A 25630-nucleotide genomic window follows, 5' to 3' on the forward strand; every position below is an offset into this window, starting at 1 on the left:
TCCTTTTCCCGGTAAAAAAGGTTTGATCGGTGCCGGGTAAGGAAAGACCTTTCCCCCATGCTACCCCTTATTACCGTTCTCGGTTGTTTCCTCCTATATTTTTTAGGCTATAAATTCTATTCCGGATATCTTTCCAGGTCCGTTTTCCAGCTAAAAGATACGACAGGGGATACTCCGGCGCATCGATACAACGACGGGGTAGATTACCTTCCTACCAAACCGTCAATACTGTTCGGACACCATTATGCCTCGATTGCCGGACTGGCTCCTATTTTAGGACCGGCCGTTGCGGTGATTTGGGGTTGGCTTCCTGCCATGCTCTGGGTCGTTTTCGGAGCGATTTTTATAGGATGCGTTCACGATTTTGGAGCCTTAGTCGTTTCCGTTCGTAACGAAGGAAAGTCCATCGGACAAGTGGCACAAGATTTATTAGGGCCGCGCGCAAGAAGTCTATTCCATGCAATTATTTTTTTCCTAGTCGCGCTGGCCATGGGCGTTTTCGTCATTGTACTTGCGGAAATGTTCTCGGCGGGGAAAAAAATAGTCCCTCTAAATCCAAAGCCGACGGTTTCCGTTCAGGAAGAAAAGGTTCCCTCGGTTCACGCTCATTCCGATGAAATTCGAATCGAGAGCCCTTCTCCGATTCAATTGAGAAGTAATTTTCCGGAAGCAGTTATTCCGACAGTCGGACTCATGCTTCTCGCTTTATTGGTCGGTTGGTTGCATTTTAAGAAAGGGTTCAAGCTTGCACCGCTTACCATACTCTCTGTAGTTCTTACATTAATCGTAATGGTTATCGGAATGAACGAATCCGTTCTCTCCTGGACGGGATTGGGGGACGCCGATAGATCGCCGAGTATTCCTAGTTGGAAAATTTTGCTTCTACTCTATGCATTTTTAGCGTCCGTAACTCCTATTTGGCTCTTGCTACAAAGTCGCGACTATATTAATTCCTTTCTTTTATACATCGGGATCATCGCCATATATCTAGGTTTCTTCAAGGGAAGCATACTCGGAGAATTCACATCGTTCAATGCGGATGCAGTTCGTTCGGAATCGATCGGTTTGGATTTGATACCTTTCGTATTTATTACGATCGCCTGCGGAGCCGTTTCGGGATTTCACGCCTTGGTCAGTTCAGGAACAACCGCTAAGCAGTTAAATCGTGAAGTGGACGCAAGACCGATAGGTTACGGCGGAATGATCGGCGAATCCTTATTGGGTCTCACTTCAGTCGTAGCCTGCACGATCGGTTTTTCTTCGGCCACCGAATGGTCTTCCTTCTATAAATCTTGGGCAGGAATTCAGGGCTTAGCTCCTCAGGTCGGAGCGTATATTTACGGAACCGGTAGATTCATTTCCCAATTAGGATTCGATCAAGGATTCGCTCAGGGGTTTATCGCATTGATCGTGGTCAGTTTCGCTTTAACGTCGTTAGACTCGGCGACACGTTTACTGCGTTATAATGTGGAAGAAATTGCCGAAAGCACAGGAATCGATTTTATAAAAAAAACATTAGGAAATCGATATATTTCAAGCACGATTGCCTGTCTTGCCATCGCCTTTTTTGCCTTTCTTGAAGTCGAACAAGGAGGAAAGAAAAAAGCCGCCGGGTTGGCTCTTTGGAAATTGTTCGGGACTACAAACCAATTGCTGGCAGGCTTGGCCTTACTCGTGGTTACGATTTACTTACTATATTCGAAACGAAAAACTTGGGTTTCGTTTATTCCGATGTTATTCGTATTAACTGCGACTTTATGGGCGATGATCGTGAACTTTTACGAATTCCTATTCGATAAAACTCCGAATTACCTACTCGCGGCGGTGGGCGGAACCTTAATCCTGCTCACTCTCTGGTTACTGGTGGAGGCAATCCTAGCATGGAGGCGGTTTTCTCGAACATGAAATTTTGCAGCGTTTGCGGTTCCGCGGTTTCATTGAGGGTTCCCGAAGGAGATAGTCTCCCTCGATATACCTGCGAAACGTGCGGTACTATCCATTACCAAAATCCGAAGGTGATCGTAGGAAGCATACCGATTTGGGAAGGCAAAATCCTCTTATGCAAGAGAGCGATAGAACCCAGAAAAGGCTATTGGACTCTTCCAGCCGGATTTCTGGAAAATCGAGAAACTGTAGAGGACGGCGCCTCTCGGGAAACTTCCGAGGAAGCAAACGCGCAAATACAAATCCTCCGACTGCATACCGTTTATAGCATTCCTCATATCAGCCAGGTTTATATGTTTTTCCTAGCGAATCTCGTAGACGGAAAATTCGACGTAAGTCCCGAATCCGAGGAGGTAAAGTTATTCTCACCGGATGAGATTCCTTGGGAAGAAATCGCTTTCGCTTCTGTAACGTATGCCTTACGTAAATATACCGAGGAAGAAGGAATTCCCGAAAGCGGAATTCACCTAGGTTCCTTATCCGCCGATCGAAAGAAAAAGAATGTGGATTGACAGGTTCCGAATCATTGGCCCGATTTATTTCTTTAGATCGAATATTTCTATCCTTCTCCAAGATTCGAAAAACCGATGCAATTTTTCCGAACCGAATTTTTCTAGGAGCATGCGTATCAAATTGATCCCGCGCTTGCTGATCTTCGGGATTTTTTTGGGTTCTGCTTTGCATGCCAATTCTTTGATTAGCACGGAAACTACGACATTTTCTCCTAATTTGGACGGATCGATCGATTCCCTCCGATTTAAAATTCAGTCCTCCTCCCTACCGAAATTGCAAGATTGGGAACTCACGATTCGAAATGCTTCCGGAGATTCCGTTCGCAAATTCGAGGCAAATCGTCTTCGAAGAAAGGATTTCGTCTTCTTTTGGGACGAAAACGAATTCGCTCCGGAAGACGTGATAGTGCCGGATAATCTAGAATGGAATGGAGAAGATGAAAACGGTAATATCGTTCCGGACGGTTACTACACTTACCAACTATTATTATTAACCTCCAACCAAGAAAGAATTCTTTCCGAAGAAGCCACCATTTATTTGGATTCGCATCCCCCGAAAGTGGAGATCGGAACAAAAAACCGACTACTTCTTTTCGAAGATAGAAATTTATCCAAGATACAAATCCAGCAGAAGGGAGTCGGAGAATCGGCCGATATTTTTCTGGGTGAATTTTTGGACGCGCAAGGCCGCTCGATAAAATCCTATAGCTGGAGAACGAGGGATCTCCCCTCTACCTTAAGTTGGGACGGAACCGATGCATCCGGAAAACAGGCTCCTGTCGGACTTTATTCCTACAAACTGACCGCGAGAGATCCCGCCGGAAATGAATCCTCCGCCCGAGTCGATAATCTCTCCGTTAAATCTGAAGCGGTCGGAGCGGATATCAATACGGATACGGAACTTTACTCCACCGATCCGAGCGTCACGTTAAGTCGTATTCGATTTATCGCTTTTATTTCCTCCAAATTAAAATCGGATTCGTTTGAATGGGAGGTTTTTAAACGAAAAGGCGACGACGAAACTCAAATTTATTCGCATAAAGGACTTGGCGAGCCTCCTGCCGAATGGACCTGGGAACCTAAAGATAAGGAAAATCGACCTCTAAGTTCCGGAACATATTTCGTTCGCTTAACAATTTACAGTCGCTACGATAAATTCTCGAGCTTCCCTAAGAAGTTCACGTTATCCGACGATAAGGCAAAATTTTCATACGACGTTTTCCCAAACGGAGTAACTCCCGACGACGATTGGCATAAGGATAGTTTGGAAATTCGGATTCGCTCAAAAAAATTGCCGATCTTAAATTGGAAAATCTCTCTTTTAGAATCCTTCGGAGATGATGAAAAGGAGGAAAGAATCGTTCGAGTATGGTCGGGACAAAACTCAATTCCGGACAGACTGTCATGGTCCGGAAAAGACGACCAAGGAAGACGGATCGGTTCCTTAGCTCCGTTACGGGTCGTCCTTCGTTATAAAGATCTTTTCGGGAGAGAAGGAGAGGAGGAAGTCGGCCGTCTTAGAACGGGTATCCTGATTATAAAAGAAAAGGAAGGATATAGGATTTCAATTCCGGAACGACTCTATGAAGAACGTTGGTGGACTCTCCCTTCGACTCTAAAATCCATCTTAACTAAACTACCCGGATATAAAATCGAACTCCAATTTCATACCTCTCATTATGGAGACGATGAATACAATTTGAAACTTTCGGAAGAGAAGGCCCGAAAAATCTTTCGCTCCTTCTTTGGGAAAGAATCGGAATTCGGTAGGTACCGATTTCGAGGGTTCGGAGAAACTCTTCCATTGATCCCGGGAAACGGGATTTACGAAATGGATCGAAACCAACGAATTGATTTTTTTCTAAGTGTGGGAAAATAATAAATGTGCACAGCCTTAATCTATCGGGATCCGACTCGCAATCTTTACGGACTTGGATTTAACAGGGACGAATCCGTAAAACGGAAGCCTTCCCTATCTCCGATTTTATTGGAATCTACTTCGGGGAAAGCGATTGCACCCATAGACGGAGACGCGGGTGGGACCTGGATCGGAATTTCACGAGACGGGGAGATTATCTGTCTTTTGAATTACTACGAAGCTACCTTAAAACTTCTGCGCAATCCGACTAGCCGGGGACTTTTAGTGCGTTCTATTCTTTTGAAAGAACGCACTCCGGAATCATATTCCGTTTCGGAACTCGGGCAGTACTATCCTTTTAAATTATTCAGGATTCGACGGGATGAAACTGATATTTTTGTTTGGGATAGCCAAACGTATGAAACCGAAAAAGATCAGGGCATCTATACGGTGTTCGGAAGTTCTTTCACGCAGGGTCCAAAAGCGCAGGTAGTAAGACGGGACATCTTCGAAAAACATTTTTTACCGCCGATATTACCGGATCGAAATGAGTTCCTTTCCTTAGCGAAGAATTTCCTTTCCTCGCACTTACCGGAAAAAGGAGCTCTCTCACCATGCATGCATCGAAGAGACGCGACTACGGTATCTAGAACTATTTTTGTTGTCGAAAACGAACAAGTTAACTTGTTCTATAAGCCGATTCAACCTTGCGAAGAAGGTCCCGAAGAAGAATTCAATTTCACTTTGACTGAATTTCGAACCTCTCTATGATTGTCCTATGGCGGGCACGCATTCTCTTTTCGACGATAAATACGAGTACCGGGACCCCTCTCAACAAAAGAGGAAGAACGCTCGCGTCAAAATCACGATTGATGCCGATTTTTCAGTTAAAGGGAAGTCTCAGCGATTTCCGGTACACGTAGTGGATATCGGAACGGGAGGGGCAGGTCTAGAAACTAGAACTTCCGTTTTCGAAGGGGATCGAATCTTTCTCTTTGCGCCCATCAACGGCAAGAACATGGAACTGGAATCCGAAGTGATCCGAGTCTCCGGAAAAAAAGCCAATGTTATCTTCGTTAATCTTTTGGATGAGGATCGCGAACTAATCCAAGATCTGATTCATAAAAAGTTTTTCGATAAGGATAAGAAGCCTCTAGTCTAATAAATTCCGCGATGATCTGCCCTGAATCGCCGTTATCGTCAGGAATGGAAAGCCCTACTTACCGCTTAGTTCCTCCAGTATCGGACAATCCGGTCTATTATCTCCATGACAATGTTTGGAAAGGTGACGTAAGGTAGCGCACATTCCTTCTAATTCCGCGATTTTTTCCTCCATTTCCCTTACATGAGACATTGCTAACGCTTTCACTTGGGCGCTGACTCTGGATTTATTTCTCCATAATCCTAAAAGCTGTTTAATCTCCTGCAAAGAAAAACCTAACCCGCGTGCACGCTTGATGAATCTCAAGGTGTGTACGTCGTTTTCTTCGTAGATTCTGTATCCTGATTCGGTCCGATAGGCTTTTGGAATAAGTCCGGTGGATTCATAATGTCTGATCAATTTTGCACTGATCGCGGTAAGTTTAGACAACTCGCCAATGTTCATAATTTGCACCCGAATTAAGAATTCTCTTAATCGTAAAACATTCCAATAACGGGAAGGATTGAAGAAAAGTTACTTTTTATCTTTTTTTTTTAATTTAGCCTATTGACCTTCCCATAGTGGGAAGCTTTAGACTATGCCATAGCGATAGAGGAGAAAACTCAAATGAGAGAGCTAAAGATTGATGGAATGACCTGCGATCATTGCGTATCCACGGTCAAAAAAGCGATTCAGAAAATGGATCCGAATGCGAAGATCGAAATCGACTTAAAAACAGGCATAGCTAAAATAGAAAGCGGTTCTTCCGAAGACGACCTTTCGAAAGCGATTCGGGAAGAGGGATACACTATCGTGTCCGTTAAGAATATATAGAGTCACAAAGATGAAATCGAATATTCCCGAACATCGTATTGTGAACTCTTGAAACAATGACGATACTCGCGCCGTGGTATTCGTTTAGGAGAAATCGTAATCAAAATGATCGCAAATAAAACCCAAGCTACCGAAGAAGTTACGTTAGATTTATTCGGTATGACGTGCGCAAACTGTGCCTTGCGAATCGAGAAAGGTCTGTCCGAATTACCGGGAGTCTCGGAAGCGAGAGTCAATTTCGCGCGAGAGACCGCTTTCGTGCGTCATAATTCCGAAACAAAGACTTCGGACCTGCTCTCAAAAGTCGAGTCGCTCGGATATAAAGCCTCCGAGCATTCTGATAAGAACTCCGGCGAAGTAAGTAAAGCCCATCAAAATGAAATGAATTCCTTGAAAATTAGATTTTTATTATCTACTTTTTTTTCGCTTCCGTTACTTTATTCGATGGTCTCCCATTTCGGATTCCTTTCATTCCTACCGTTACCGAGTTTACTCATGAATCCTTGGGTTCAATTCGTCTTTGCAGCTCCGGTTCAATTTTGGATCGGATTTCCATTTTATAGAGGCGCCTTCCGAGCTTTAAGAAACGGCGCGGCGAATATGGACGTGTTAGTTGCTCTCGGAACGACTGCAGCTTTCGGCTATAGTTTGGCGATCAGTCTTGTTACCGGAATTGCGAACGGAAATCCGTTTTTTCTGGTAACCGACAATCACTCGGCACATTCGATATATCCGCCTTTGTATTACGAAACGTCCGCAGTATTGCTCACGTTTTTACTAGGGGGGAAGTGGATGGAGGCGGTTGCTAAGGGCAGAAGTTCACAAGCGATACAATCCCTGCTTGCGTTAAAGCCGGAAATAGCGAGAATAAGGGAAGGAGAAGAATGGATCGAAGTTCCTGCCGAATATTTGAATCCAGGCGACGAAATTCAGATACGTCCCGGAGAAAGAATGCCCACCGACGGAACTGTGCTTTCGGGATCTAGCGCCGTCGACGAATCGATGCTAACCGGAGAAAGCCTCCCCATCGAAAAATACCAAGGATCTCAGGTCATGGGCGGGACGATCAATGGCAACGGTGCATTGATCGTTCGAGCGGATAAAGTGGGATCGGAAACACTTCTTTCTTCCATTATTCGAACCGTCGAGGAGGCGCAAGCTTCAAAAGCGCCGATTCAAAGAGTCGCGGATCGAATCTCCTCAGTTTTCGTTCCATCGGTGGTTCTTATTGCAGCCTTGGATTTTATTCTCTGGTATTTTTGGTTGGAGTCCGGAATTTTGGGAGCTGCATTAGAGAAATCGATTGCAGTTCTTGTAATTGCTTGTCCGTGCGCTTTGGGTCTTGCGACTCCCGTTTCCCTTCTCGTCGGTACCGGAAAAGCCGCTAGCCAAGGCATCTTATTTAGAAATGCCGAAGCCCTCGAAACTACGGCAACCCTGGAAGTACTCGCATTCGATAAAACCGGTACGTTAACCGAAGGGAGACCCGCCGTTGACGAAATTCTCACGATCGGAATTGGAGAATTGGAGATTTTGCGAAAAATTGCTTCGGCCGAATCCGCTTCGGAACATCCGCTGGCAAAAGCAATCGTAGAATTCGGAAAAGAAAAAGGGCTGCGCCTAGAACTTCCGACGGATCTTCAAGCGGAGCCGGGAGGAGGACTACGGGCTCATATCAGTAACGAGTCCGTTATCGTAGGAAAGGCGGAATTCCTCTCTTCCAATCCCGAAGACCTCCCTCCCGAATTGGTCGTTCAAAGCAAAATATGGGAAGCGGAAGGAAAGACAATAGTTTGGGGAAAAGTAGATGGGATTATTCCGTCCTCGATAATCCTCTCCGTTCAAGATAAATTAAAAGATACCGCAAAAGAAGCCATCGATGAACTCAATCGCTTGGGTTTGGAATTGGTGCTCTTAACGGGAGATCATAAACTTACTGCGGAAAGCATCGCGTCCAAACTTGGGATTACCGAAGTCCGTGCATCCTTACATCCAAAAGAAAAATCTGATGTTATCGGAAGCATTCAATCGACCGGAAAAAAAGTCGGAATGGCTGGAGATGGAATTAACGATGCACCGGCTCTGGCAAAAGCGGAAGTCGGTTTTGCAATGGGAAACGGGACGGATATCGCAATGGAAACCGCCGGAGTGGTGCTTGTAAAAGGCGACTTGAGAAGACTGGCAGATGCAATACGAATCAGCAGAGCGACAGTGCGCAATATTCGAGAAAATCTGTTTTGGGCTTTAGCATATAATGCGTTAGGAATTCCGATCGCCGCAGCCGGTTATTTGGCGCCTTGGATTGCCGGAGCCGCAATGGCGTTTAGTTCCGTCTCGGTTGTGGGGAATGCCTTACGTTTAAAAAGAAAATGAAAGACGAATTCCGCAGTATGCCTCTACGTTGAATCGGACATAAGGATGAAATTCACGAACTAGTTCTTATCTGACAGCGAGGTCAATTTCACCCCCCTATAAAACCGAAAATTAGAGTATGCTAAGCCTACCTGCTAACAAGTTTCGACTTGGCTTAATTTTATTCGGCTTACCGATTTTGCTCGGTGTTCCAACGGGCGGAATCAAAGCGGATATAGACAGCAACAGGGCGACGGCATTACTTCGAATTGAACATGGACTGAAGGAAAACGAATTCCATCTCAAAACCATAAATAGCACAATCTCGAACTTCGGAAGCCAGGACGATAGGGCTTTATATCGTCGTTGCATCCAGCATCACATAGAAACCTTCACTCTTTATCTGCAATTCGATTTGCCCCATTCCTATGACGAAATGAGGCAAACACAGCGACTTTTAGTCGGTCTATATTCCGGAGTCGTGGAGACCAATCGAAATCAGGTGCGACGCGAGCTGGACCTCCTGGCAAAATACGCCCTCCGGACAAAGGATGCTGAGGCAATTCATCAGTTGGAAATCGGATACAGGGAATTAGGAGCGGCAGGAATTAAGAAAACGATCGCTGACAATACTAGGCCCTACCTGCCCGGTATCAAAACCCAATATCTTTATGAATCCTTAAAGTTATTAAAGCAATCCCGCAAGTATATGGTATTACTTTCCCTTAAGTTTTTATCCGATTTCCAGCCCGATTTGCAATCTCACGAATTCGAAGAAGTTTATAATGAAATCAATCGAGCGATGTTCACGAAAGCGGATCAATATTCCCGAATTCACTTCGATAATAACTTCATGATTTTCAACGCTGAAAATCTCTACGAAGCCACTTGGGCGGCTCCGGCTTTGGAAGAACTCGAGAAATCATTGGGTGAAATCGATCCGGGCTTAAATCGCCAGCGTCGTCAGGCAAAACGAAGCCTAACTCCCTAAAAAGCCCCTGACACGATTGGAAATTTCTTTTCATCGAAATAAAACCAGGATTGACAACTAGTCTTCGTAACGGTATTTCCTTCCTTTGTGCCGGAACTAACTTGTCCCAACTGCGGAGCCCCCGTACCATTTGTTAATAAAGCGTCCGTTTACGCAATTTGCTCGAATTGCAGGACTCTCTCGTTAAAAAATGACGTAAACCTCGAGAAAATCGGAACGTCCGGAGAGTTAACGGATGACAATACCCTTATCCAAATCGGAACAGAAGGAACGTTTCAAAATAAGAACTTCAGGGTCCTCGGGAGAATTCAGCTAAAATTCGATCTCGGATTCTGGAATGAATGGTACGTCACGGAAGACGGGGGAAATACCGCTTGGATCGGGGAAGCGCAAGGAACTTATTTTTACACCAAATTGGATTCTAAAATCCAACCGAATCTTTTTCCTCACATTCCGATCCCCGAAAAAGAGGCTCCCATACTCGTTTACGAGGCAGGAGGGAAAAAAGACCAATTAACTCCGGGCGATACGTTCAGTCTCAATGGAACCTGGACTCTAAAAGAAATCATGACGGCCGAATGTGTCGGAGGCGAAGGTGAGCTCCCCATCGGATTCGAAACAGGATATACCGCCGTCTTATTGGATCTTGCAAATGAAGAAGGTCGCTTCGCCACGATCGACTATTCCGAAAATCCGCCTCTATTCTTTCTAGGTGATTCTGCAACGTTTGAAGAGCTTCATCTAAGAAATCTGAAAGAGAATGCGATCGCATACGGTGCAGGACAAATCCAAGCGCGTTCGATACAATGCGTCGGATGCGGGGCATCCATCAACCAACTTAGGCCTGATTTTTCCAAGTCAATCGCATGCGAATATTGCGGAACCGTAATGGACACTGAGCGGGACGATTTGAAAGTCATCGCAAAATTCGAGAAAGTTTCTAAAGAAGGAATTTTCTTACCTCTGGGCACTCCAATCAAATTACCGAATCACCCTGAGTCGAAGGTATTGGGAATCCTTCGAAAATCCACCGAAGACGACGGGGAAACGTTCGAATGGACTGATTACCTACTCCACTATCCCGGCGGATATGCTTGGTTAAACGAAAACGGTCTAAACTGGACCTATTTTGAACCTTTACTCGGGATTCCGAAATGGGCTCCTGGGCTTAAAAGAATTTTCGGAAAGGAAAAATATAGTTGGTATGGAAGATCCGATTCCAATACGGATCTTGCACTCGGTGAATTCTACTGGAAAGTCCAAGCGGGAGAAAAAGCGGAAATAGAGGATTTTACGTCTCCTCCGTATATGCTTTCTTCCGAAAGAACGGATCGTGAAATTTTTTGGTCGAAAGGGACCTTTGTTCCGTTCGATCAAATGAAAACCGCAGTGCCTCTGGAAGTCGCGTCTAAATTACAGCGCCCTGAGGATGTAGGTGCTTGCCAACCCAATCCTTTTAAGATCCGGTTGAAACGAAATTTGCTCGTAGCGGCAGTACTAACGGCCGCCTTCTTCTTGTTTCAAGTATATGGTTGTTTAAAATCCAAGAACCTTACCGTGTTCGAAGGTGACTTCAATTATACGCAAACATCCGTGCCTGGCACCGATATCGGATCCCCGAACTATAGGGATAATTCATTCGTTACCGATATTTTTGAAATTCCCGGAAGCGCTTCCGATAACGTCGAAATCCAACTGGAAGCGCCCGATCTAGATAATAAATATATGTATTTCTCACTGGCATTAATCGATGCGGATACTGATACCGCTTACGATACTTCCGTTGAAACCAGTTACTATCACGGAGTGGACGACGGAGAATCCTGGTCGGAAGGTTCCAAGTCGGATTCAAAATCGCTAGCGGAAATTCCACCCGGACATTATTACTTACGTCTGGAAACTCAATCGGACTTTCGTTATGGTGCGGGAGCCAAGTATAAAGTAAAAGTGATTCGAGGCGTGATGAGTCCGGCGCCTTTCTTTATCTTTGGAATTCTACTTTGGATTCCCTTAATATATACCTTCTTTCGAAGTTACTCCTTCGAAAGCAAAAGAGGTTAAAACGAGTTTATGTCGAATTTTTTAAAAGGCTTACTTTACCCTTTATTTGCCGCATCAATGGCCTTCGGATTTTACTCCCAATATCGAACGGGCGGAGCTTCGACCGAATACGAAACTATTTCGAAAGTTCCTAAAACGGTGAGGCAAAATCCGGGGATTTATCGATCCCATTATAATTGGTTCTCGACGTATTCCGGAGGAAAATAATCTGCAACGGGCGCTATTAGTTTCCGTATTAATCCTATCTTCTTGCGGACTCGTTTACGAACTTTTAGCCGGGACCGTCGCGAGTTATCTTCTCGGAGAAACTGTCACTCAGTTCTCCCTAGTCATCGGTGTTTATTTATTTTCCATGGGTATCGGAAGTTGGCTCTCCCGATACCTTCTAAAAGACCTGGTGCCCAAATTTCTCGAAGTTGAGCTCGCCTTAGGATTATTAGGCGGATCGAGCGCCGCATTGCTATTTCTAAGTTTCGGGCATACTCGAATTTTTCAAATCCCTCTTTTCGCGATCGTAGTCGTAGTGGGAATTCTAGTCGGCATGGAAATTCCTTTGCTGCTTCGCATTCTGCAAAAGAAACTCGGTTTCCGGGATCTGGTCTCCAAGGTCTTGAGTTTGGATTATGCAGGCGCCCTCCTAGCCTCCCTAGCCTTTCCGATCTTCTTTGCGCCTAAATTAGGAATGGTCAGGACTTCCTTTTTCTTCGGAATTTTAAACGCCGGAACCGCTCTATGGGGAACCTGGATGCTTCCCTTATCGGAAAGGGAAAAGAATATGCTACGAACCAAATCCGTAATCGTTCTAACATTCTTGTCCTTTGGACTGGCCTTCGCCGAATCGATTACCACTTATAGCGAGGAGAATCTTTACACCGACGAAATCGTTTATTCGAAACAGACTCGTTTTCAAAAGATCATAGTAACCCGATACAAAAGCGAACTTAGACTTTTTTTAAACGGACATTTGCAATTTAGTTCGAGAGACGAATACAGATATCACGAAGTTTTAGTTCATCCAGCTATGCTATCTCATCCCAACCCTAAAAGAATTCTCGTATTAGGAGGAGGTGACGGTCTCGCAGTTCGTGAAATTCTAAAGTATCCTAACGTGCAAAACGTGACATTGGTCGATCTGGATCCGGAAATGACCAAGCTTTTCGCACAACAATCGTTATTAACGCAAATCAACCGTTCCAGTCTTAACGATCCGAGAGTGAAAATTCAAAATGCGGATGCTTTCCTTTGGCTGGAAGAATCTGGCGAAACTTTCGACGTAGTTTTAATCGACTTTCCGGACCCTAGCAATTTTTCTATCGGAAAATTATATACGACTGCATTTTATAAAAGCTTGAAGCGCAGATTGAATCCGTTATCGATCGTCGAAATTCAATCCACTTCGCCGTTGTTTGCAAGAATGTCGTTTTGGTGCGTAGAGGCGACTCTTCGCGAGTCCGGATTTAAAACTAGACCTTTACATGTGTACGTTCCTTCTTTCGGCGAATGGGGATTCGTATTAGCGGGAACGCGACAATTACCGGATTATAGTCGCGACCTTCCGAAAGAATTACGTTTCTTGAATCTTACGGAATTGGAAACTCTTTCGGACTTTCCGGAAGACATGTCTCGCCTTCCGGTAGAATCCAATCGACTGGACAATCAATCGTTAGTTCGATATTATGACCAGGAATGGAATCGATTGTTGGATTGAATTTTTGGGCGGCCCCCTCTCTTTGTTCGGGTCACGCTGCTTCGGACTCCGCGCTCGCTACGGTCACGGCGCATTAAATCGATTCTAAAACCTATATTTACTCTATTGCCGTGACTGCTTCGCACCCTCCGCATCGTTGCCGCGAGACTTCCGCTTTTCAATTGCCTAACTGTCCTACCGTTGATAATTATCATCTTCGCTATAGGACGGTTTGATCATTATCGCGTGGAAAAATATCACAGAATCGGTTATTGTACGCATACGTAGACGAATATCTTAATAGCCGCGAAAATTATGATGATAAACTTATTTTCATTCGTTACTGTATCTTCACACTCCTCCGCCTTTTTTTCACGGATAAAACCGATTAAGAATAAGAACCGGAAAATTGGCAAAGGCGCAACGGAATGAAATCGATAATCGGATCCTTCGAGCATTATATTATCCTAATAATTACCGTTTTTTTATCCGTTTCGTTAATCTGGATCGCAAAATCCGTGCAAAAAAAGGAAACTGTCAAACGGATCGGTTATGGAATTGCCGCCGTACTAATAATTAATGCGTCAGTCTATGTCTTTTACAGAATTAGCAGAGGCTATTGGGACCTCCGTTACGATCTTCCAATGGAGTTTTGCGATTGGGCGATGATCGTGACCACATTAGCGTTGGTTACCCGTAAAAGGACTGTCTCCGAGCTTTCTTATTTTTGGGTTTTAGGCGGATCCATACAGGCGGCCATCACTCCGAATTTACAGTTTAATTTTCCGCATGCGTACTTCTTTTTGTTTTTCATCGGACATTCCGGATTAATTATTGCAGCCTTATATTTGGTTTTCGGTCTTAAATTATATCCTCGAAAAGGGTCTGTGACGAGAGTACTTCTTTATAGTCAAATATACTTTATCCTCGCGTTACTTTTGGATTTCCAACTAGACACAAATTACGGTTTTCTAAGATATAAATCGGCTAACGGATCATTCTTGGATTATTTAGGAAAATGGCCTTTCTATTTGATATCGCTTCAGATCGTAGGAATCGGAGTCATCCTATTATTATACCTCCCTTTCTTTATTCGAAGAGCAAACTGGGATATAATACGGAAAAAAATCGCTCACGGACTCAGTTTCTTTACTGTCGGAAGCCCGCGAATCCGCTGAGGAAACCGAAGAAGATATTCCTCATCCAATGTATAATGTCCCATCCTAAAATAAAGAACCCGACTAATGCCGTAAAGATTCGGAATGAAACTAAACATCGAATTTTAAAAAAACCCCATCGCACTCAATCGCCTTGCTTTTCATCGCGAGTAATTTCCCCGATTGAAGTCTTTACGATTTGGACGTTTCTCGGAACGAAGTATCTGTTGAAGATTACCCATGGATAAAACGAATCCGACTATCAAAGAGTTTTGGACCTACTCGAACGAAGAGGTCTTTAACTTACTATCCAGTTCTCTCGAAGGAATCACGAACGAAGAAGCCAAGGCACGGCAAAAAATCTATGGAAGGAATATTCTAAAATCTTCACGCTCTGCCACGAGCCTAAGATTGCTTCTAAGTCAATTCAAAAGCCCGATTACTCTGATTTTGCTGGGGGCGGCGCTCATTTCCTGGAATTTAGGAGGTAGAACGGATTCGTATATTATTTTTTCAATCATTCTAATCAGCAGCATACTGGGCTTTTGGCAAGAAAAAGGGGCATCCGATTCGGTGAGTAAATTACTGGAGATGATTCGTTTAAACGCGAATATACTGCGAAATGGTATTTGGTCGGAAACGAATTTCGAAGAGATCGTTCCCGGAGATGTCGTCTCTCTCACGGTAGGCGATGTTATCCCTGCCGACTCATTGATAATTGAAGCAAACGGATTGTATGTGGATGAGGCGGCTTTAACCGGAGAATCCTTTCCTGTCGAAAAAACCGAAGATCGGTTGTCCAAGTCCACTCCTCTTTCAAAACGGACGAATGTCCTCTTTACAGGATCTCATGTCGTAAGCGGTTCCGCAAAAGCGATCATAGTAAAAACGGGGTTTGATACTGAGTTCGGGAAGATAGCCGATACCTTGAAAAAAGCGCAGCCGATTACCGAATTCGAACGCGGCGTCAGACGATTCGGCTATATGCTTATGGAAATTACGATGGTGTTGGTGCTCGTAATCATCGGAATTAACATACTATTACAAAAACCCGTAGTCGATTCTTTTCTCTTCGCGCTAGCGATCGCAGTCGGACTAACTCCACAATTATTGCCTGCGATCATCAATGTTAATCTTGCCCAAGGAGCGACGAGGATGGCCGAAAAAAAGGTCATCGTAAAAAAACTAAGTTCCATCGAAAACTTCGGAAGCATGGATATTCTTTGCTCCGACAAAACGGGAACTTTAACGTTAGGGGAAGTCAAAGTCCAAAATACTCTAGATTATTCCGGCGAACCGAGTCGACTCTCCTTATTTTACGCATCGATCAATTCTAAATTGCAAAAAGGATTCAACAACCCGATTGATTCGGCAATTTCCTCGTTGCCGATCGCAGGTACGGATAAATTCGAGTATCTTGCGGAAGTTCCTTACGATTTCTCCCGAAAACGAATCAGCATTTTAGCTTCAAATGGAATTGAAACAGTCCTAATTTGCAAAGGAGCCTTAACAACGGTCTTAAACGTATCAAAATTCGTGCAAGATCCCGATGGGAAGTTGACTCCGATCGAAGCGGTCCGGGATATCATCGAATCGAAATATAAGGAATTGAGTTCTAAAGGCTTTAGAACATTAGGAATTGCAATCAAGACGTTGCCCAATCAGACCGATGTTACTGTAGCTGATGAAGATAATATGATATTCCAAGGTTTCGTGACGCTGTCCGATCCGATTATCGAAAACATCGACCAAACGATCAAAGAGTTGAATGATCTAGGCATTTCCTTAAAGATCATAACAGGCGATAATAATCTCATTGCTAAGCAAGTCGCCGAATCCGTCGGTTTTAAAAATCCGAGAATAGTGACCGGAACCGCACTTCTGAGTATGAGTGACGAAGCTCTTCAACGGCAGGCGGATAGCACTGACGTATTTGCCGAGATCGAGCCTAACCAAAAAGAAAGAATCATTCTGTCCTTGCAAAAAACCGGACACGTAGTCGGATATATAGGAGACGGAATTAATGACGCTACCGCACTTCATGCATCGGATGTCGGAATCTCCGTCGCCAACGCAGTAGACGTCGCCAAGGAGGCGGCGGATATCGTACTTTTAAATAACGATTTAAACGTTTTGCTTAACGGAGTTAAACAAGGCAGAATGACGTTTGCAAATACTTTAAAATACGTATTTATGGCAACGAGCGCAAATTTCGGAAATATGCTCAGTATGGCAGGAGCGTCGGCATTTTTAAGTTTCCTCCCGTTGCTTCCGAAGCAAATTCTATTAACGAATTTATTAACTGACCTTCCCGAGATGACGATATCCTCGGACAATGTCGACAAAGAATGGATCGTATCGCCGAGAAAATGGGATATTATTGCAATCCGGAAATTCATGTTCGTATTCGGAACGCTTAGCTCCGTATTCGATTTTGCAACGTTCGGCGTACTATTATATGTGTTAGACGCGGGGGAAAAAGAATTTCAATCGGGATGGTTCATCGAATCGGTAGTTTCAGCTACCATCGTAGTACTAGTAGTTCGAACAAGAAAAGTCTTCTATAAAAGTATGCCGGGATTCTATTTGTTATTAGCTACCTCTTTCGTCCTAATCCTCACGCTGGCTCTACCGTATCTTCCGATCTCGACGTTGTTTGACTTCACTCCGTTACCTGCGTCTTTTTACTTTGCCATGGCGGGAATCGTAATCGCGTACTTTATCCTGGCGGAGATTTTTAAAAGAATATTCTATTCATTTATCTACAAAGACTAAAATTTGGGGAATTAAATTTTGACCGAATAACGTTTATCTTTGATTGGATGGGGAAATATTTACATTCTCCATCTAATGTAAATTCGATCATTTAATTTATGCGCGATATCTTACCGCTTTTCGTGCGACCCGTTCAATTCTAAACTCGTTCATAAAAAATGCATATTCATTCTCCGTTTTCGTTAGCCTTTTCAAATAAGAAATGGCTTTTCTACATACTGAAAATCGGGAAAATGAGTAAAAATTCTTAGACCGAGGTAATAATGAAAAAACAAAATCTCCACTTATTCCTTATGATTGGAACCGTTCTACTAGTAGGCGCTAATTTTTCCCTTTCCGCCCAAGCAGGAACGACCGAAACTACTCTGCATGATTTTATGGAAGATTATACCAAACCGTTTTCCAAAAAAGCTAAGAAAGGCGATAAAACCGGATTAGAGAGAATCCTGAAAGAAGTTCCGAACTTTGCTTTAGAAGATCAAAAGACGAAATGGAAAGAAATTACCGACACGGCTATCTCGAGCGGAGATCTCGAATCTTCATGCAAAAATTGCCATAAGGAATACAAAAAAGAATATAAGAAAACCTACAGAAAAAGACCGATTCAGATTCCTAACGAACTTATTAGTTTTTTGAAAGGATTGAAGTAACTTCCGTTACAGGACTTACTTCGGGAGCCGGCTGAAAATCCAGGACGATTAACGTAAGGTCGTCCTCAAAATGCTTCCGGTTTCCCGTAAATTCCCGTACGGTTTTAAACAATGTCTCTGCCATGATTTCTCCGGACAAACCGATATTCTCGCCGAGCAATTTATAAAACCTTTGAAAACCGAAAATCTCGCCTTTACTATTTCTTGCTTCGGTTATTCCGTCGGTATAAATGATTAGTCTGTCGCCGGGTTCCAACTGAAACTCCTTTACGGAATTCTTTAAACTCGGATCCATCCCCATAATCCAACCGGGTAAATATATTTCCTTGGCCGTTCCGGAACTTCTGGCAATGGCGACTAACGGCGGATGTCCTGCGTTCGAATACGTTACCTTTCCGGTCGATCCATCGACGAGTAAATAGGCTGCAGTAATATAATGTTTTCCGTATTTACCGCTCAAAGAACGATTTATATTCCGTAAAACTTCCGCCGGGTCTTCATGGTTTCTCGCTTCTATGGAGAAAGCCAACTTTACCATCGAAGCGATTATGGCCGCGGGAATTCCATGACCGGAAACATCGGAAAGAAAAATTCCCAATTTATCCGAACCTAAGTAATGAAAATCGTAAAAATCCCCTCCGACGGAACTGGCAAATTCGCTTCTAACGGATAATTTTAAATTGGGTACTTGCGGAAGTTGATCGGGAAGAATCGCTTCCTGCAATTCGCGGGCAATTTTCAGCTCTTGTTCAATCTCCGTCAACTTGAGCTGACTATCGTAGTTTTCGAGTCTGGCTTGGAGAGAATCCTTTTCCAAAGTTTTGATTCTATCCGCAAGAGCAAACGATAGTAGAGTCATTTCGATAACCGAACCGAATTGAGCCGACCAATGAGCGAAGAACGAATCAGGAATCCAAGAAAGATTTCGCATCGCAGTAACTAAAACGGAGACGATCAGAACCGACCATGCAAGTAGAAAATAACGAGCAGGGCGATATCCCCGGCGAAGTCGTAAAAAGCCGGAATAGACTACCAAGCCTGCAGCCAGGAAGGGAAACCAAGAAACGGCTTTCATCATAAAACCGTAAGCCGAAGGAATTAAAGAAACAAAAAAACCTAATATTGCAAAGACCGATAAGATAAGGAAAGCCCAATCCCTCCAGCCTGTCTCCCGTTCCATATGTAAAAAAGATCGGGTAAATAAAAGAGAGAATGATACGGAAAGAAATGCAAAACCGACGAGGTAATCGTTCCAGCCTATCGGAGAAACGCGGATAAGGTATTGGGCTCCGATTCCTGAGACTGCAAGTTGCCAGAGCGCATAGAATAGAAGATAGAAAACGTAGAAAAAATAACTAGAATCCTTTACTACGAAAGCAAGAAATCCGTTATATACTAGCATAACTCCGATCGCGCCGAAAAAGACCCCCAAAAGCAAATTCTCGGTTTGGATCCGACTCGAAAATTCTTGCGGCGACCAGGCTTGAAAATTGAGAACTACCGAACGACGACTAGAAGCTCGAACGAGAAATTCATGTTCCGAATTCGAATGCGTCTCAATGAGGTAAGCAGGATGCATATAAGAAATACGTTGATCTCTTCCGATTTCACGCCAGACAGATTGTCCATATTCTTCCCTTTGAAAAATCACAAGATTTTCCATACCGGGGTTGTTCAACACAAGATACCAGTTTAAACTTCCCTCTTGTTTAGGGGATTTTACTTTAAATCGGAGCCAGAATATCTCGTCGGTAAAACTTAATGAAAGACTGTCTTTGGTCACTGGCGTCCATGACTGATCTTCTTGGATTACTTGGGATTGATTTTTTTGTGCGTTATCGAGACTGGTAGAGCTAATAAGCATAAACTTATTTAGCGCGATTCCTGACATATGACCGGAGAGTGAATATACGGGTGGGGCGACTTCCTTTGCTCCTAGAACATAAATTGGTATGCTCAAGAAAAGAAAGCAAACAAGAGTCGCATCCCGGACTTTCCGGAAAAAATTGACCAAGAATCCCCCCTCAACCGGGAAGGTTCTTCGCCCCGGCTAAATTGCAGATATAAAAAAATTGTTCTCGACTAACCGGTTGAATCGATAGACGGCCCCCTTTTTGCAAGAGTACCATGTCTTTCAGTTTCCCGTGGGATTTTAATTCTTCCAGCGAAATTGCGCGAGAAAATTTTTCTTTAAATTTCAGGTCGACCATGAACCAAGTAGGCGCATCCGACTTACTCTTAGGATCGTAGTACTTATGTTTCGGGTCGAAAGCGAAGTGATCCGGATAACCGTCCTTTACGATCTCGGCTAAACCGACTATCGCAGTCGGTTTTGTACTACTATGATAGAAAAGAACCAAGTCTTTTTTTTTGACCTGGTCCCTTAAATAATTTCTCGCCTGATAATTCCTGACGCCTTCCCAAGGAGCTGTTTTCCCTGGAGAAGCTTTTAGATCATCGATGGAAAACGCATCCGGCTCGGTTTTAAAAAGCCAATAATTCATTCCACCCCGGTTGAATAAGCCGGTTTTGTAGGAATTCCTGAAGACTTTTCTTTCTTAGCCGGTTTTTCCGTTTTTTTGCGCGATTCCTCGTTGGCCGGGTGAACGATAGCCATAAGCTCGTCGTGATTCACGGTTTCCTTAGCTAAAAGAGCCTTAGCAAGATTTTCAAACTTAGCCGAATTCTTTCTTATTAGTTCGCGACCTTTATTTAAACAAGTTTGAACTATATCTCGGATTTCCTTATCTATCAAAGCTGCAAATTCTTCGCTAGTCGTTTTATTGCTCTGCCCCATATCTCGACCGACAAAGGGATTCTCATGTCCGCTACCGTAATTAATCGTTCCGAGTTTTTCGGACATTCCCCAATCGCAAACCATACGTCTTGCAATATTGGTCGCTTGTTGAATATCGTTACTAGAACCTGTTGAAGTCATTTTGAATTTATATTCTTCCGCGATAAAGCCGCCCATACACACTACGATTTGGTCCAGCCAATACGGTTTCGTGTGAATATGCTTATCCTCAGTAGGAAGAGACTGAGTTAGCCCGAGAGCCCTTCCTCGAGGAATGATCGTAACTTTATGAACGGGCTCTGTATATGCCAAAAGAGTTCCTAAAATCGCGTGACCTGCTTCGTGGTATGCGATGACTTCCTTCTCTTTTTCGGAAATAAAGAAGGAACGACGTTCCGGACCCATCATCACTTTGTCACGAGCTTCTTCCAATTCGTCTTGAGTAACTCGTTTCTTGTTCTTGCGAGCGGCAAGCAGAGCAGCCTCATTGATCAAGTTAGAAAGATCCGCTCCGGTAAAACCAGGCGTGCCTCTTGCGATCGAGTTCAAAGAAATATCGCTAGTCAACGGAACTTTTCTAGAATGAACTTTCAAAATCTGTTCCCGACCGTTTAAATCCGGAAGATCCACCATTACCTGACGGTCAAAACGTCCCGGTCTTAATAATGCGGGATCGAGTACGTCTGCACGGTTCGTAGCAGCCATTACGATAACGCCTTCGTTCTTTTCAAAACCGTCCATCTCGACAAGCATTTGGTTCAGAGTCTGCTCTCTTTCGTCGTGTCCTCCGCCCCAGCCTGCGCCTCTTAAGCGACCAACAGCATCTATCTCATCGATAAAAATAATACAGGGAGAATTCTTCTTCCCTTGATCGAAAAGGTCGCGAACGCGGGATGCACCCACACCGACGAACATTTCCACAAAGTCGGATCCGGAAATACTGAAGAAGGGAACACCTGCCTCGCCGGCGACAGCTCTAGCTAATAAAGTTTTACCCGTACCTGGAGGACCGATTAACAGAACTCCGGTTGGAATGCGAGCTCCCATCGATTGAAATTTCTTCGGATCTTTTAGGAACTCGATAATTTCAACCAATTCGGTTTTGGCCTCTTCGCAACCTGCAACGTCTGCAAAACTTACTTTGACTTTCGGATCGACGGTTAGTTTAGCCTTCGATTTACCGAAAGAAAAGGCCTTATTACCCGTTGATTGAACTTGGCGCATTATAAAGAAATAAAATACGAATATTGCAACGACTCCTAATAGTAAAAAGGAACTCAACATTCCGAAACCGCGGCCGTCTTCGGCGGAAACGAATTCAAAATCCATATTAGAGCGACGAAGGGACGTTAGGAGTTCCTTATCGATAGGCGCAATGGTCGTGCGGAAACGAACAGGTTCTTTAGACGTGGAATCCAAAGGCTCGTAACAACCTTCCACCACATCGCGTTCCATAATCAGTTTTTCGCAGCCGGGTATTTTTGCGTTCTTAACAAGTTTTCCGATCGGCTTAGAACCGTCGGGTTCAAGCATATTCATAAATTGTGAGAACGGAATCGACTTAGGACTTCGATCCACGTAGTTTTTAATTTGGGGTCCGTAATAGGCGACGACGACTATCCCCACGATAAATAGAATTAGTAATCTGAGGCCTTTATTATTGTTATTCATATTGCTCTAACCCCCACGATCCTTCTGATCGCCGTTGTCCGACTTTTAGACTCCAAAAAACTGCGTACAAGCCGCGAAATCCAATTCGGACAGATATTGCTTGGAAACTCTTTTCTCTCAAAAAGTTCCTTTAATTCAGAATCAGGTTTTTTCCGGAAAAGTAAAGGAGAATCCGTGTTGAAAAATGGAATCATTTTAAGTTATGGACCTAGCGAAAATAGGCCCATATCCTTACAGAATGGTCTTGATCAAAGTCTATATTTTTCGATTACGTCTTCGATATCGCCTAGACTAATGGATCGAATTGCAGCTTCCGCATCGTTAATAATCTGAATTAGACTTAAATTCTCTAAAGGTTGAAAATCTTCCTTCAAAAAGCTTTCCAAATTGGAACCGTCGAAAATATCGTTTCCGATTCCGATCCGAATTCTAATAAAATTAGGGGAACGTAAAGATTGAACGATCGACTTCACTCCGGCGTTTTCCGTGCCATTAGCTCCTTTATCCACCACGATCTTACCCAAGGGTAGGGTCCAGTCTTCGTGGATGACCAGGATATCCTGGACTTGGATTTTCAAAAAAGAAGCAATGTACAGTACGGACTCTCCAGACAAGTCGCTGAAAGTTTGAGGTTTAAGAAGAACCACCTCTTCGCCTTCGAAGTCTCCTCTTCCGATTAGAGACTTTTTCTTCTTCGTCTTGATCTCTACGTTAATGTTATTCGCAATAACGTCGAGAATCTTGAAGCCGATATTCGCTCGGTTATTATTATATTTGTCTCCGGGATTTCCCAGTCCGACGATTAGCTTCATAGATTACCGTATTCCGAAGTTTTAGACCCGAGCACGTTCCTGATTATTTTCCGCCCTTTTTGGGGGCTTTAGCTTTTGCGTCGGCCGCTTCTTTAGCATCGGCACGCTCTTGAGCAAGCAGGGCTTTCGTTTTAAGAACGGAAGCAACGATAGGATCTCCGTTTACCAGAATTTCCCAGCTTGCAGGAACTTTTAGTTGGCTTACTTTAATCGAATCGCCGACATCTAGGTCGGAAACGTCGATAACTAAGCTTTCCAACAGATCTTCGGGAATGGTCTTAACTCGAATCTCGTGAATTAGATGGTCGAACTGACCTCCCATTTTGGATCCTTTTGCAAGTCCTTCCGTGCGAACTCCGATCTTAGTGATGATCTTTTTGCCCGGCTCCACTTTGTAGAAATCGACGTGACGAATCCGATCGATTTCTGGAAATCTTTGGATTTCCTTAACATATACCTTATGCGTTCCTTCTCCTTCGACTTCTAAGTCGATAAGAGTGGATTGACGAATTCCGGAATGAACTAGTTTATCCAGTTCTTTTTCATTAACGGCTCCGGAAGAAGCTTTCCCGCTGCCGATGATGTTTATGGGCACCATTCCGGACGCACGAAGGCGATTATTGACGTTTTTGCCGGTTTCCGTTCTCTTTTTAACGGTAATTTTGTGGCTCATGGTTCCTACCCTTGTTTCCTAATTAAATAGATCGCTAACCGATTGGTTGGTTGAAATTCTCTGGATTGCCGCGGCAAAAAGCGGGGCAACCGAGAGAGTTTTTAATTTCGAAATCTTTTTGGATTCCGGAATTTCGATGGAATTCGAAAGAACGACTTCTATGAACGGAGTCGAATTTAATCGATCGATTGCCTCTCCCGATAGAACTCCGTGGCTTGCCGCACAATAGACGCTTTTTGCTCCGTTCTTCAACAAAGCGTCGGCCGCCTTACAGATCGTACCGGCAGTATCGATCATATCGTCTAGAAGGATACAATTCTTTCCTTCTATCTCTCCGATAACATGCATTACTTCGGAAACGTTCGCTTTTGGACGACGCTTATCAATGATCGCTAAAGTAGCGTTAACTTTCTTACCGAAGGATCTTGCCCGTTCTGCGCCGCCCGAGTCCGGAGAGACGATGACTAAATCATCGATTTTTTTATTACGAAAATATTCTACGAGAACGGGATTAAAATGAAGATTATCCACCGGAACTTTAAAAAACCCCTGAATTTGATCGGCGTGAAGATCCATCGTAATCATTCGAGTCGGACCTTGAACTTCGATCAGGTCCGCCACGACCCTCGCCGAAATCGGAACGCGAGGTTCCACCTTTCTATCTTGACGGCCGTATCCATAATAAGGCATTACGACCGAGATACTGTTTGCAGATGCTCTTCGTAAGGCGTCCATGATGAGTAGGAGTTCCATCAAATGATCGTTTGCCGGAGCCGAAGTGGATTGGATAAGAAATATATCCCTGCCTCGCACGTTCTCATCTATTTTGACGGCGATTTCTCCGTCGGAAAATTTGCGTAAATTGATTTTGCCCGGCGCAATTTGAAGCTCTTTACAGATCTCTTCGGTAATTGTGCGATTGGATGATCCAGAGAATACCGCTAATTGGCTCATTTTGCAGGAACTTCTCCCTTTAGGATTGCCGAGAGAGCCTCTAAATCTTGGGGAGAGTTGACCCCTTGGCTTTCACCGCTGTCTTTCAGCACAACTGCGCCCAATTTCTTTCCTTCCTTCTTATACAAAGCTACCAAGTCCGGGAGATAATATTCGCCTTGGGCATTGCTATTTCCAATTTTACGTAGCGAATCGAACAAAGCCTCGGAATCGAAAACGTAGGTTCCGGTATTGATCTCATCGATCTTCTTTTGCTCTGCGTCCGCATCCTTTTCTTCCACGATCGCAATTACTTCCCCGCTTCCGTTACGAACGATTCGGCCGTAACCGGTCGGATTATCCACTTTCGCGGAGAGTAGAGTTGCAGAGAATCCGTTTTGATTATGCGTTGCAATAAGAGAGCGGAATGTTTTGCCGGTAATCATAGGGACATCCCCGCAAGCTACTAAGATAGGACCGCTATGTCCGTTGATGGAATGCTCGGCGCTTAAAACTGCATGAGCCGTTCCAAGCTGATCTTTCTGCTCTGCGAATTTTAAATCGGGAATTCCCGCACAGAGAGCCTGAACTTCTTCTTTTTTATAACCGACGACGACGACGATATCACCGACCCCTGATTCGCGAAGGTGATCGATGACATGGATCAGGAGTGGTTTTCCGTTCAAAGAAACCGCGACCTTAGGTTGATCGGTCTTCATGCGGGTTCCCTTGCCTGCAGCAAGTACCACAGCAACAGCTTCCTTTGAGATATTCATTCGTTA

General features: G+C 44.0%; 22 protein-coding genes. 14 read left to right on the forward strand and 8 right to left on the reverse strand.

Features of this window, described 5'->3' with window-relative positions; genetic code table 11:
• Positions 1 to 57 precede the first annotated feature (57 nt).
• From LEP1GSC050_RS10000 to LEP1GSC050_RS10020, 5 genes are all read left to right on the forward strand, one after another.
• Positions 58 to 1905 carry a carbon starvation CstA family protein gene (locus LEP1GSC050_RS10000; protein ID WP_010571078.1) on the forward strand — a complete coding sequence of 616 codons (1848 nt, stop codon included), beginning with the start codon at positions 58 to 60 and terminating at the stop codon, positions 1903 to 1905.
• Positions 1902 to 2456: an NUDIX hydrolase gene (locus LEP1GSC050_RS10005; protein WP_040911271.1), complete on the forward strand. Its 555-nt coding sequence runs from the start codon at positions 1902 to 1904 to the stop codon at positions 2454 to 2456. The genes LEP1GSC050_RS10000 and LEP1GSC050_RS10005 overlap by 4 nt, the downstream gene beginning before the upstream one ends.
• A gap of 109 nt (positions 2457 to 2565) precedes the next feature.
• Positions 2566 to 4335, forward strand: coding sequence for a cell envelope biogenesis protein OmpA (locus LEP1GSC050_RS10010; protein ID WP_040911602.1), 1770 nt, complete (start codon positions 2566 to 2568; stop codon positions 4333 to 4335).
• A gap of 3 nt (positions 4336 to 4338) precedes the next feature.
• Positions 4339 to 5085, forward strand: a complete 747-nt coding sequence (locus LEP1GSC050_RS10015) for an NRDE family protein (protein ID WP_010571081.1) — start codon at positions 4339 to 4341, stop codon at positions 5083 to 5085.
• A 7-nt stretch (positions 5086 to 5092) separates the two neighbouring features.
• Positions 5093 to 5476: a PilZ domain-containing protein gene (locus LEP1GSC050_RS10020; RefSeq protein WP_010571082.1), complete on the forward strand. Its 384-nt coding sequence runs from the start codon at positions 5093 to 5095 to the stop codon at positions 5474 to 5476.
• A gap of 54 nt (positions 5477 to 5530) precedes the next feature.
• Here LEP1GSC050_RS10020 and cueR read toward each other — a convergent pair whose 3' ends face one another.
• Positions 5531 to 5920, reverse strand: a complete 390-nt coding sequence (gene cueR / locus LEP1GSC050_RS10025) for a Cu(I)-responsive transcriptional regulator (protein ID WP_010571083.1) — start codon at positions 5918 to 5920, stop codon at positions 5531 to 5533.
• A gap of 162 nt (positions 5921 to 6082) precedes the next feature.
• Between cueR and LEP1GSC050_RS10030 the strand changes: the two genes are divergently transcribed.
• From LEP1GSC050_RS10030 to LEP1GSC050_RS10075, 9 genes are all read left to right on the forward strand, one after another.
• Positions 6083 to 6289 (forward strand): heavy-metal-associated domain-containing protein, encoded by a 207-nt coding sequence (locus LEP1GSC050_RS10030; RefSeq protein WP_010571084.1) that lies wholly within the window; start codon positions 6083 to 6085, stop codon positions 6287 to 6289.
• 105 nt (positions 6290 to 6394) lie between these two features.
• A complete protein-coding gene (locus LEP1GSC050_RS10035; RefSeq protein ID WP_010571085.1) occupies positions 6395 to 8662 on the forward strand; it encodes a heavy metal translocating P-type ATPase in 2268 nt (755 codons plus the stop codon).
• Positions 8663 to 8780: 118 nt separating this feature from the next.
• Positions 8781 to 9632: an adhesin OmpL37 family surface protein gene (locus LEP1GSC050_RS10040; protein WP_010571086.1), complete on the forward strand. Its 852-nt coding sequence runs from the start codon at positions 8781 to 8783 to the stop codon at positions 9630 to 9632.
• Positions 9633 to 9719: 87 nt separating this feature from the next.
• Positions 9720 to 11693, forward strand: a complete 1974-nt coding sequence (locus LEP1GSC050_RS10045) for a DUF4178 domain-containing protein (RefSeq protein WP_010571087.1) — start codon at positions 9720 to 9722, stop codon at positions 11691 to 11693.
• 9 nt (positions 11694 to 11702) lie between these two features.
• On the forward strand, positions 11703 to 11900 hold the full coding sequence (locus LEP1GSC050_RS10050; RefSeq protein ID WP_010415379.1) for a hypothetical protein: 198 nt from the start codon (positions 11703 to 11705) through the stop codon (positions 11898 to 11900).
• 1 nt (position 11901) lies between these two features.
• Entirely contained in the window at positions 11902 to 13401 is a 1500-nt protein-coding gene (locus LEP1GSC050_RS10055; RefSeq protein WP_040911273.1) for a polyamine aminopropyltransferase, read from the forward strand.
• A 407-nt stretch (positions 13402 to 13808) separates the two neighbouring features.
• A complete protein-coding gene (locus LEP1GSC050_RS10060) occupies positions 13809 to 14558 on the forward strand; it encodes a YwaF family protein (protein ID WP_010571089.1) in 750 nt (249 codons plus the stop codon).
• A 219-nt stretch (positions 14559 to 14777) separates the two neighbouring features.
• Positions 14778 to 17312, forward strand: coding sequence for a magnesium-translocating P-type ATPase (gene mgtA, locus LEP1GSC050_RS10070; RefSeq protein ID WP_010571090.1), 2535 nt, complete (start codon positions 14778 to 14780; stop codon positions 17310 to 17312).
• Positions 17313 to 17575: 263 nt separating this feature from the next.
• Positions 17576 to 17962, forward strand: a complete 387-nt coding sequence (locus tag LEP1GSC050_RS10075) for a hypothetical protein (protein WP_010571091.1) — start codon at positions 17576 to 17578, stop codon at positions 17960 to 17962.
• On the opposite strand, the gene LEP1GSC050_RS10080 is transcribed toward LEP1GSC050_RS10075, so the two are convergent.
• From LEP1GSC050_RS10080 to LEP1GSC050_RS10115, 7 genes are all read right to left on the reverse strand, one after another.
• The gene (locus LEP1GSC050_RS10080) at positions 17937 to 19976 is read right to left on the reverse strand and encodes a 7TM diverse intracellular signaling domain-containing protein (protein ID WP_010571092.1); all 2040 of its coding nucleotides are present in this window, start codon (positions 19974 to 19976) and stop codon (positions 17937 to 17939) included. The genes LEP1GSC050_RS10075 and LEP1GSC050_RS10080 overlap by 26 nt on opposite strands.
• Positions 19977 to 19986: 10 nt before the next feature.
• A complete protein-coding gene (locus tag LEP1GSC050_RS10085; protein ID WP_010571093.1) occupies positions 19987 to 20466 on the reverse strand; it encodes an EVE domain-containing protein in 480 nt (159 codons plus the stop codon).
• Positions 20463 to 22430, reverse strand: a complete 1968-nt coding sequence (gene ftsH / locus LEP1GSC050_RS10090) for an ATP-dependent zinc metalloprotease FtsH (protein WP_010571094.1) — start codon at positions 22428 to 22430, stop codon at positions 20463 to 20465. The genes LEP1GSC050_RS10085 and ftsH overlap by 4 nt, the downstream gene beginning before the upstream one ends.
• Positions 22431 to 22678: 248 nt before the next feature.
• Positions 22679 to 23242 carry an aminoacyl-tRNA hydrolase gene (gene pth / locus LEP1GSC050_RS10100; protein WP_010571095.1) on the reverse strand — a complete coding sequence of 188 codons (564 nt, stop codon included), beginning with the start codon at positions 23240 to 23242 and terminating at the stop codon, positions 22679 to 22681.
• A 43-nt stretch (positions 23243 to 23285) separates the two neighbouring features.
• Positions 23286 to 23915 (reverse strand): 50S ribosomal protein L25/general stress protein Ctc, encoded by a 630-nt coding sequence (locus LEP1GSC050_RS10105; protein ID WP_010571096.1) that lies wholly within the window; start codon positions 23913 to 23915, stop codon positions 23286 to 23288.
• An 18-nt stretch (positions 23916 to 23933) separates the two neighbouring features.
• Positions 23934 to 24869, reverse strand: a complete 936-nt coding sequence (locus tag LEP1GSC050_RS10110; RefSeq protein ID WP_010571097.1) for a ribose-phosphate diphosphokinase — start codon at positions 24867 to 24869, stop codon at positions 23934 to 23936.
• Positions 24866 to 25624: a sugar phosphate nucleotidyltransferase gene (locus LEP1GSC050_RS10115; protein ID WP_010571098.1), complete on the reverse strand. Its 759-nt coding sequence runs from the start codon at positions 25622 to 25624 to the stop codon at positions 24866 to 24868. The genes LEP1GSC050_RS10110 and LEP1GSC050_RS10115 overlap by 4 nt, the downstream gene beginning before the upstream one ends.
• Positions 25625 to 25630: the final 6 nt, after the last annotated feature.

This window comes from Leptospira broomii serovar Hurstbridge str. 5399 (assembly GCF_000243715.2).
GTDB classification, from domain to species: Bacteria; Spirochaetota; Leptospiria; order Leptospirales; family Leptospiraceae; genus Leptospira_B; species Leptospira_B broomii.

Excerpts from the sequence above, each read along its gene's own strand:
- LEP1GSC050_RS10000 (WP_010571078.1), top strand. The coding sequence starts at position 58 with ATGCTACCCCTTATTACCGTTCTCGGTTGTTTCCTCCTATATTTTTTA.
- LEP1GSC050_RS10105 (WP_010571096.1), bottom strand. The coding sequence starts at position 23,915 with ATGAGCCACAAAATTACCGTTAAAAAGAGAACGGAAACCGGCAAAAAC.
- LEP1GSC050_RS10060 (WP_010571089.1), top strand. The coding sequence starts at position 13,809 with ATGAAATCGATAATCGGATCCTTCGAGCATTATATTATCCTAATAATT.
- LEP1GSC050_RS10040 (WP_010571086.1), top strand. The coding sequence starts at position 8,781 with ATGCTAAGCCTACCTGCTAACAAGTTTCGACTTGGCTTAATTTTATTC.
- pth (WP_010571095.1), bottom strand. The coding sequence starts at position 23,242 with ATGAAGCTAATCGTCGGACTGGGAAATCCCGGAGACAAATATAATAAT.
- LEP1GSC050_RS10075 (WP_010571091.1), top strand. The coding sequence starts at position 17,576 with ATGAAAAAACAAAATCTCCACTTATTCCTTATGATTGGAACCGTTCTA.
- mgtA (WP_010571090.1), top strand. The coding sequence starts at position 14,778 with ATGGATAAAACGAATCCGACTATCAAAGAGTTTTGGACCTACTCGAAC.
- cueR (WP_010571083.1), bottom strand. The coding sequence starts at position 5,920 with ATGAACATTGGCGAGTTGTCTAAACTTACCGCGATCAGTGCAAAATTG.
- LEP1GSC050_RS10010 (WP_040911602.1), top strand. The coding sequence starts at position 2,566 with ATGCGTATCAAATTGATCCCGCGCTTGCTGATCTTCGGGATTTTTTTG.
- LEP1GSC050_RS10115 (WP_010571098.1), bottom strand. The coding sequence starts at position 25,624 with ATGAATATCTCAAAGGAAGCTGTTGCTGTGGTACTTGCTGCAGGCAAG.
- LEP1GSC050_RS10005 (WP_040911271.1), top strand. The coding sequence starts at position 1,902 with ATGAAATTTTGCAGCGTTTGCGGTTCCGCGGTTTCATTGAGGGTTCCC.
- LEP1GSC050_RS10110 (WP_010571097.1), bottom strand. The coding sequence starts at position 24,869 with ATGAGCCAATTAGCGGTATTCTCTGGATCATCCAATCGCACAATTACC.
- LEP1GSC050_RS10050 (WP_010415379.1), top strand. The coding sequence starts at position 11,703 with ATGTCGAATTTTTTAAAAGGCTTACTTTACCCTTTATTTGCCGCATCA.
- LEP1GSC050_RS10020 (WP_010571082.1), top strand. The coding sequence starts at position 5,093 with ATGGCGGGCACGCATTCTCTTTTCGACGATAAATACGAGTACCGGGAC.
- ftsH (WP_010571094.1), bottom strand. The coding sequence starts at position 22,430 with ATGAATAACAATAATAAAGGCCTCAGATTACTAATTCTATTTATCGTG.
- LEP1GSC050_RS10035 (WP_010571085.1), top strand. The coding sequence starts at position 6,395 with ATGATCGCAAATAAAACCCAAGCTACCGAAGAAGTTACGTTAGATTTA.
- LEP1GSC050_RS10030 (WP_010571084.1), top strand. The coding sequence starts at position 6,083 with ATGAGAGAGCTAAAGATTGATGGAATGACCTGCGATCATTGCGTATCC.
- LEP1GSC050_RS10015 (WP_010571081.1), top strand. The coding sequence starts at position 4,339 with ATGTGCACAGCCTTAATCTATCGGGATCCGACTCGCAATCTTTACGGA.
- LEP1GSC050_RS10085 (WP_010571093.1), bottom strand. The coding sequence starts at position 20,466 with ATGAATTATTGGCTTTTTAAAACCGAGCCGGATGCGTTTTCCATCGAT.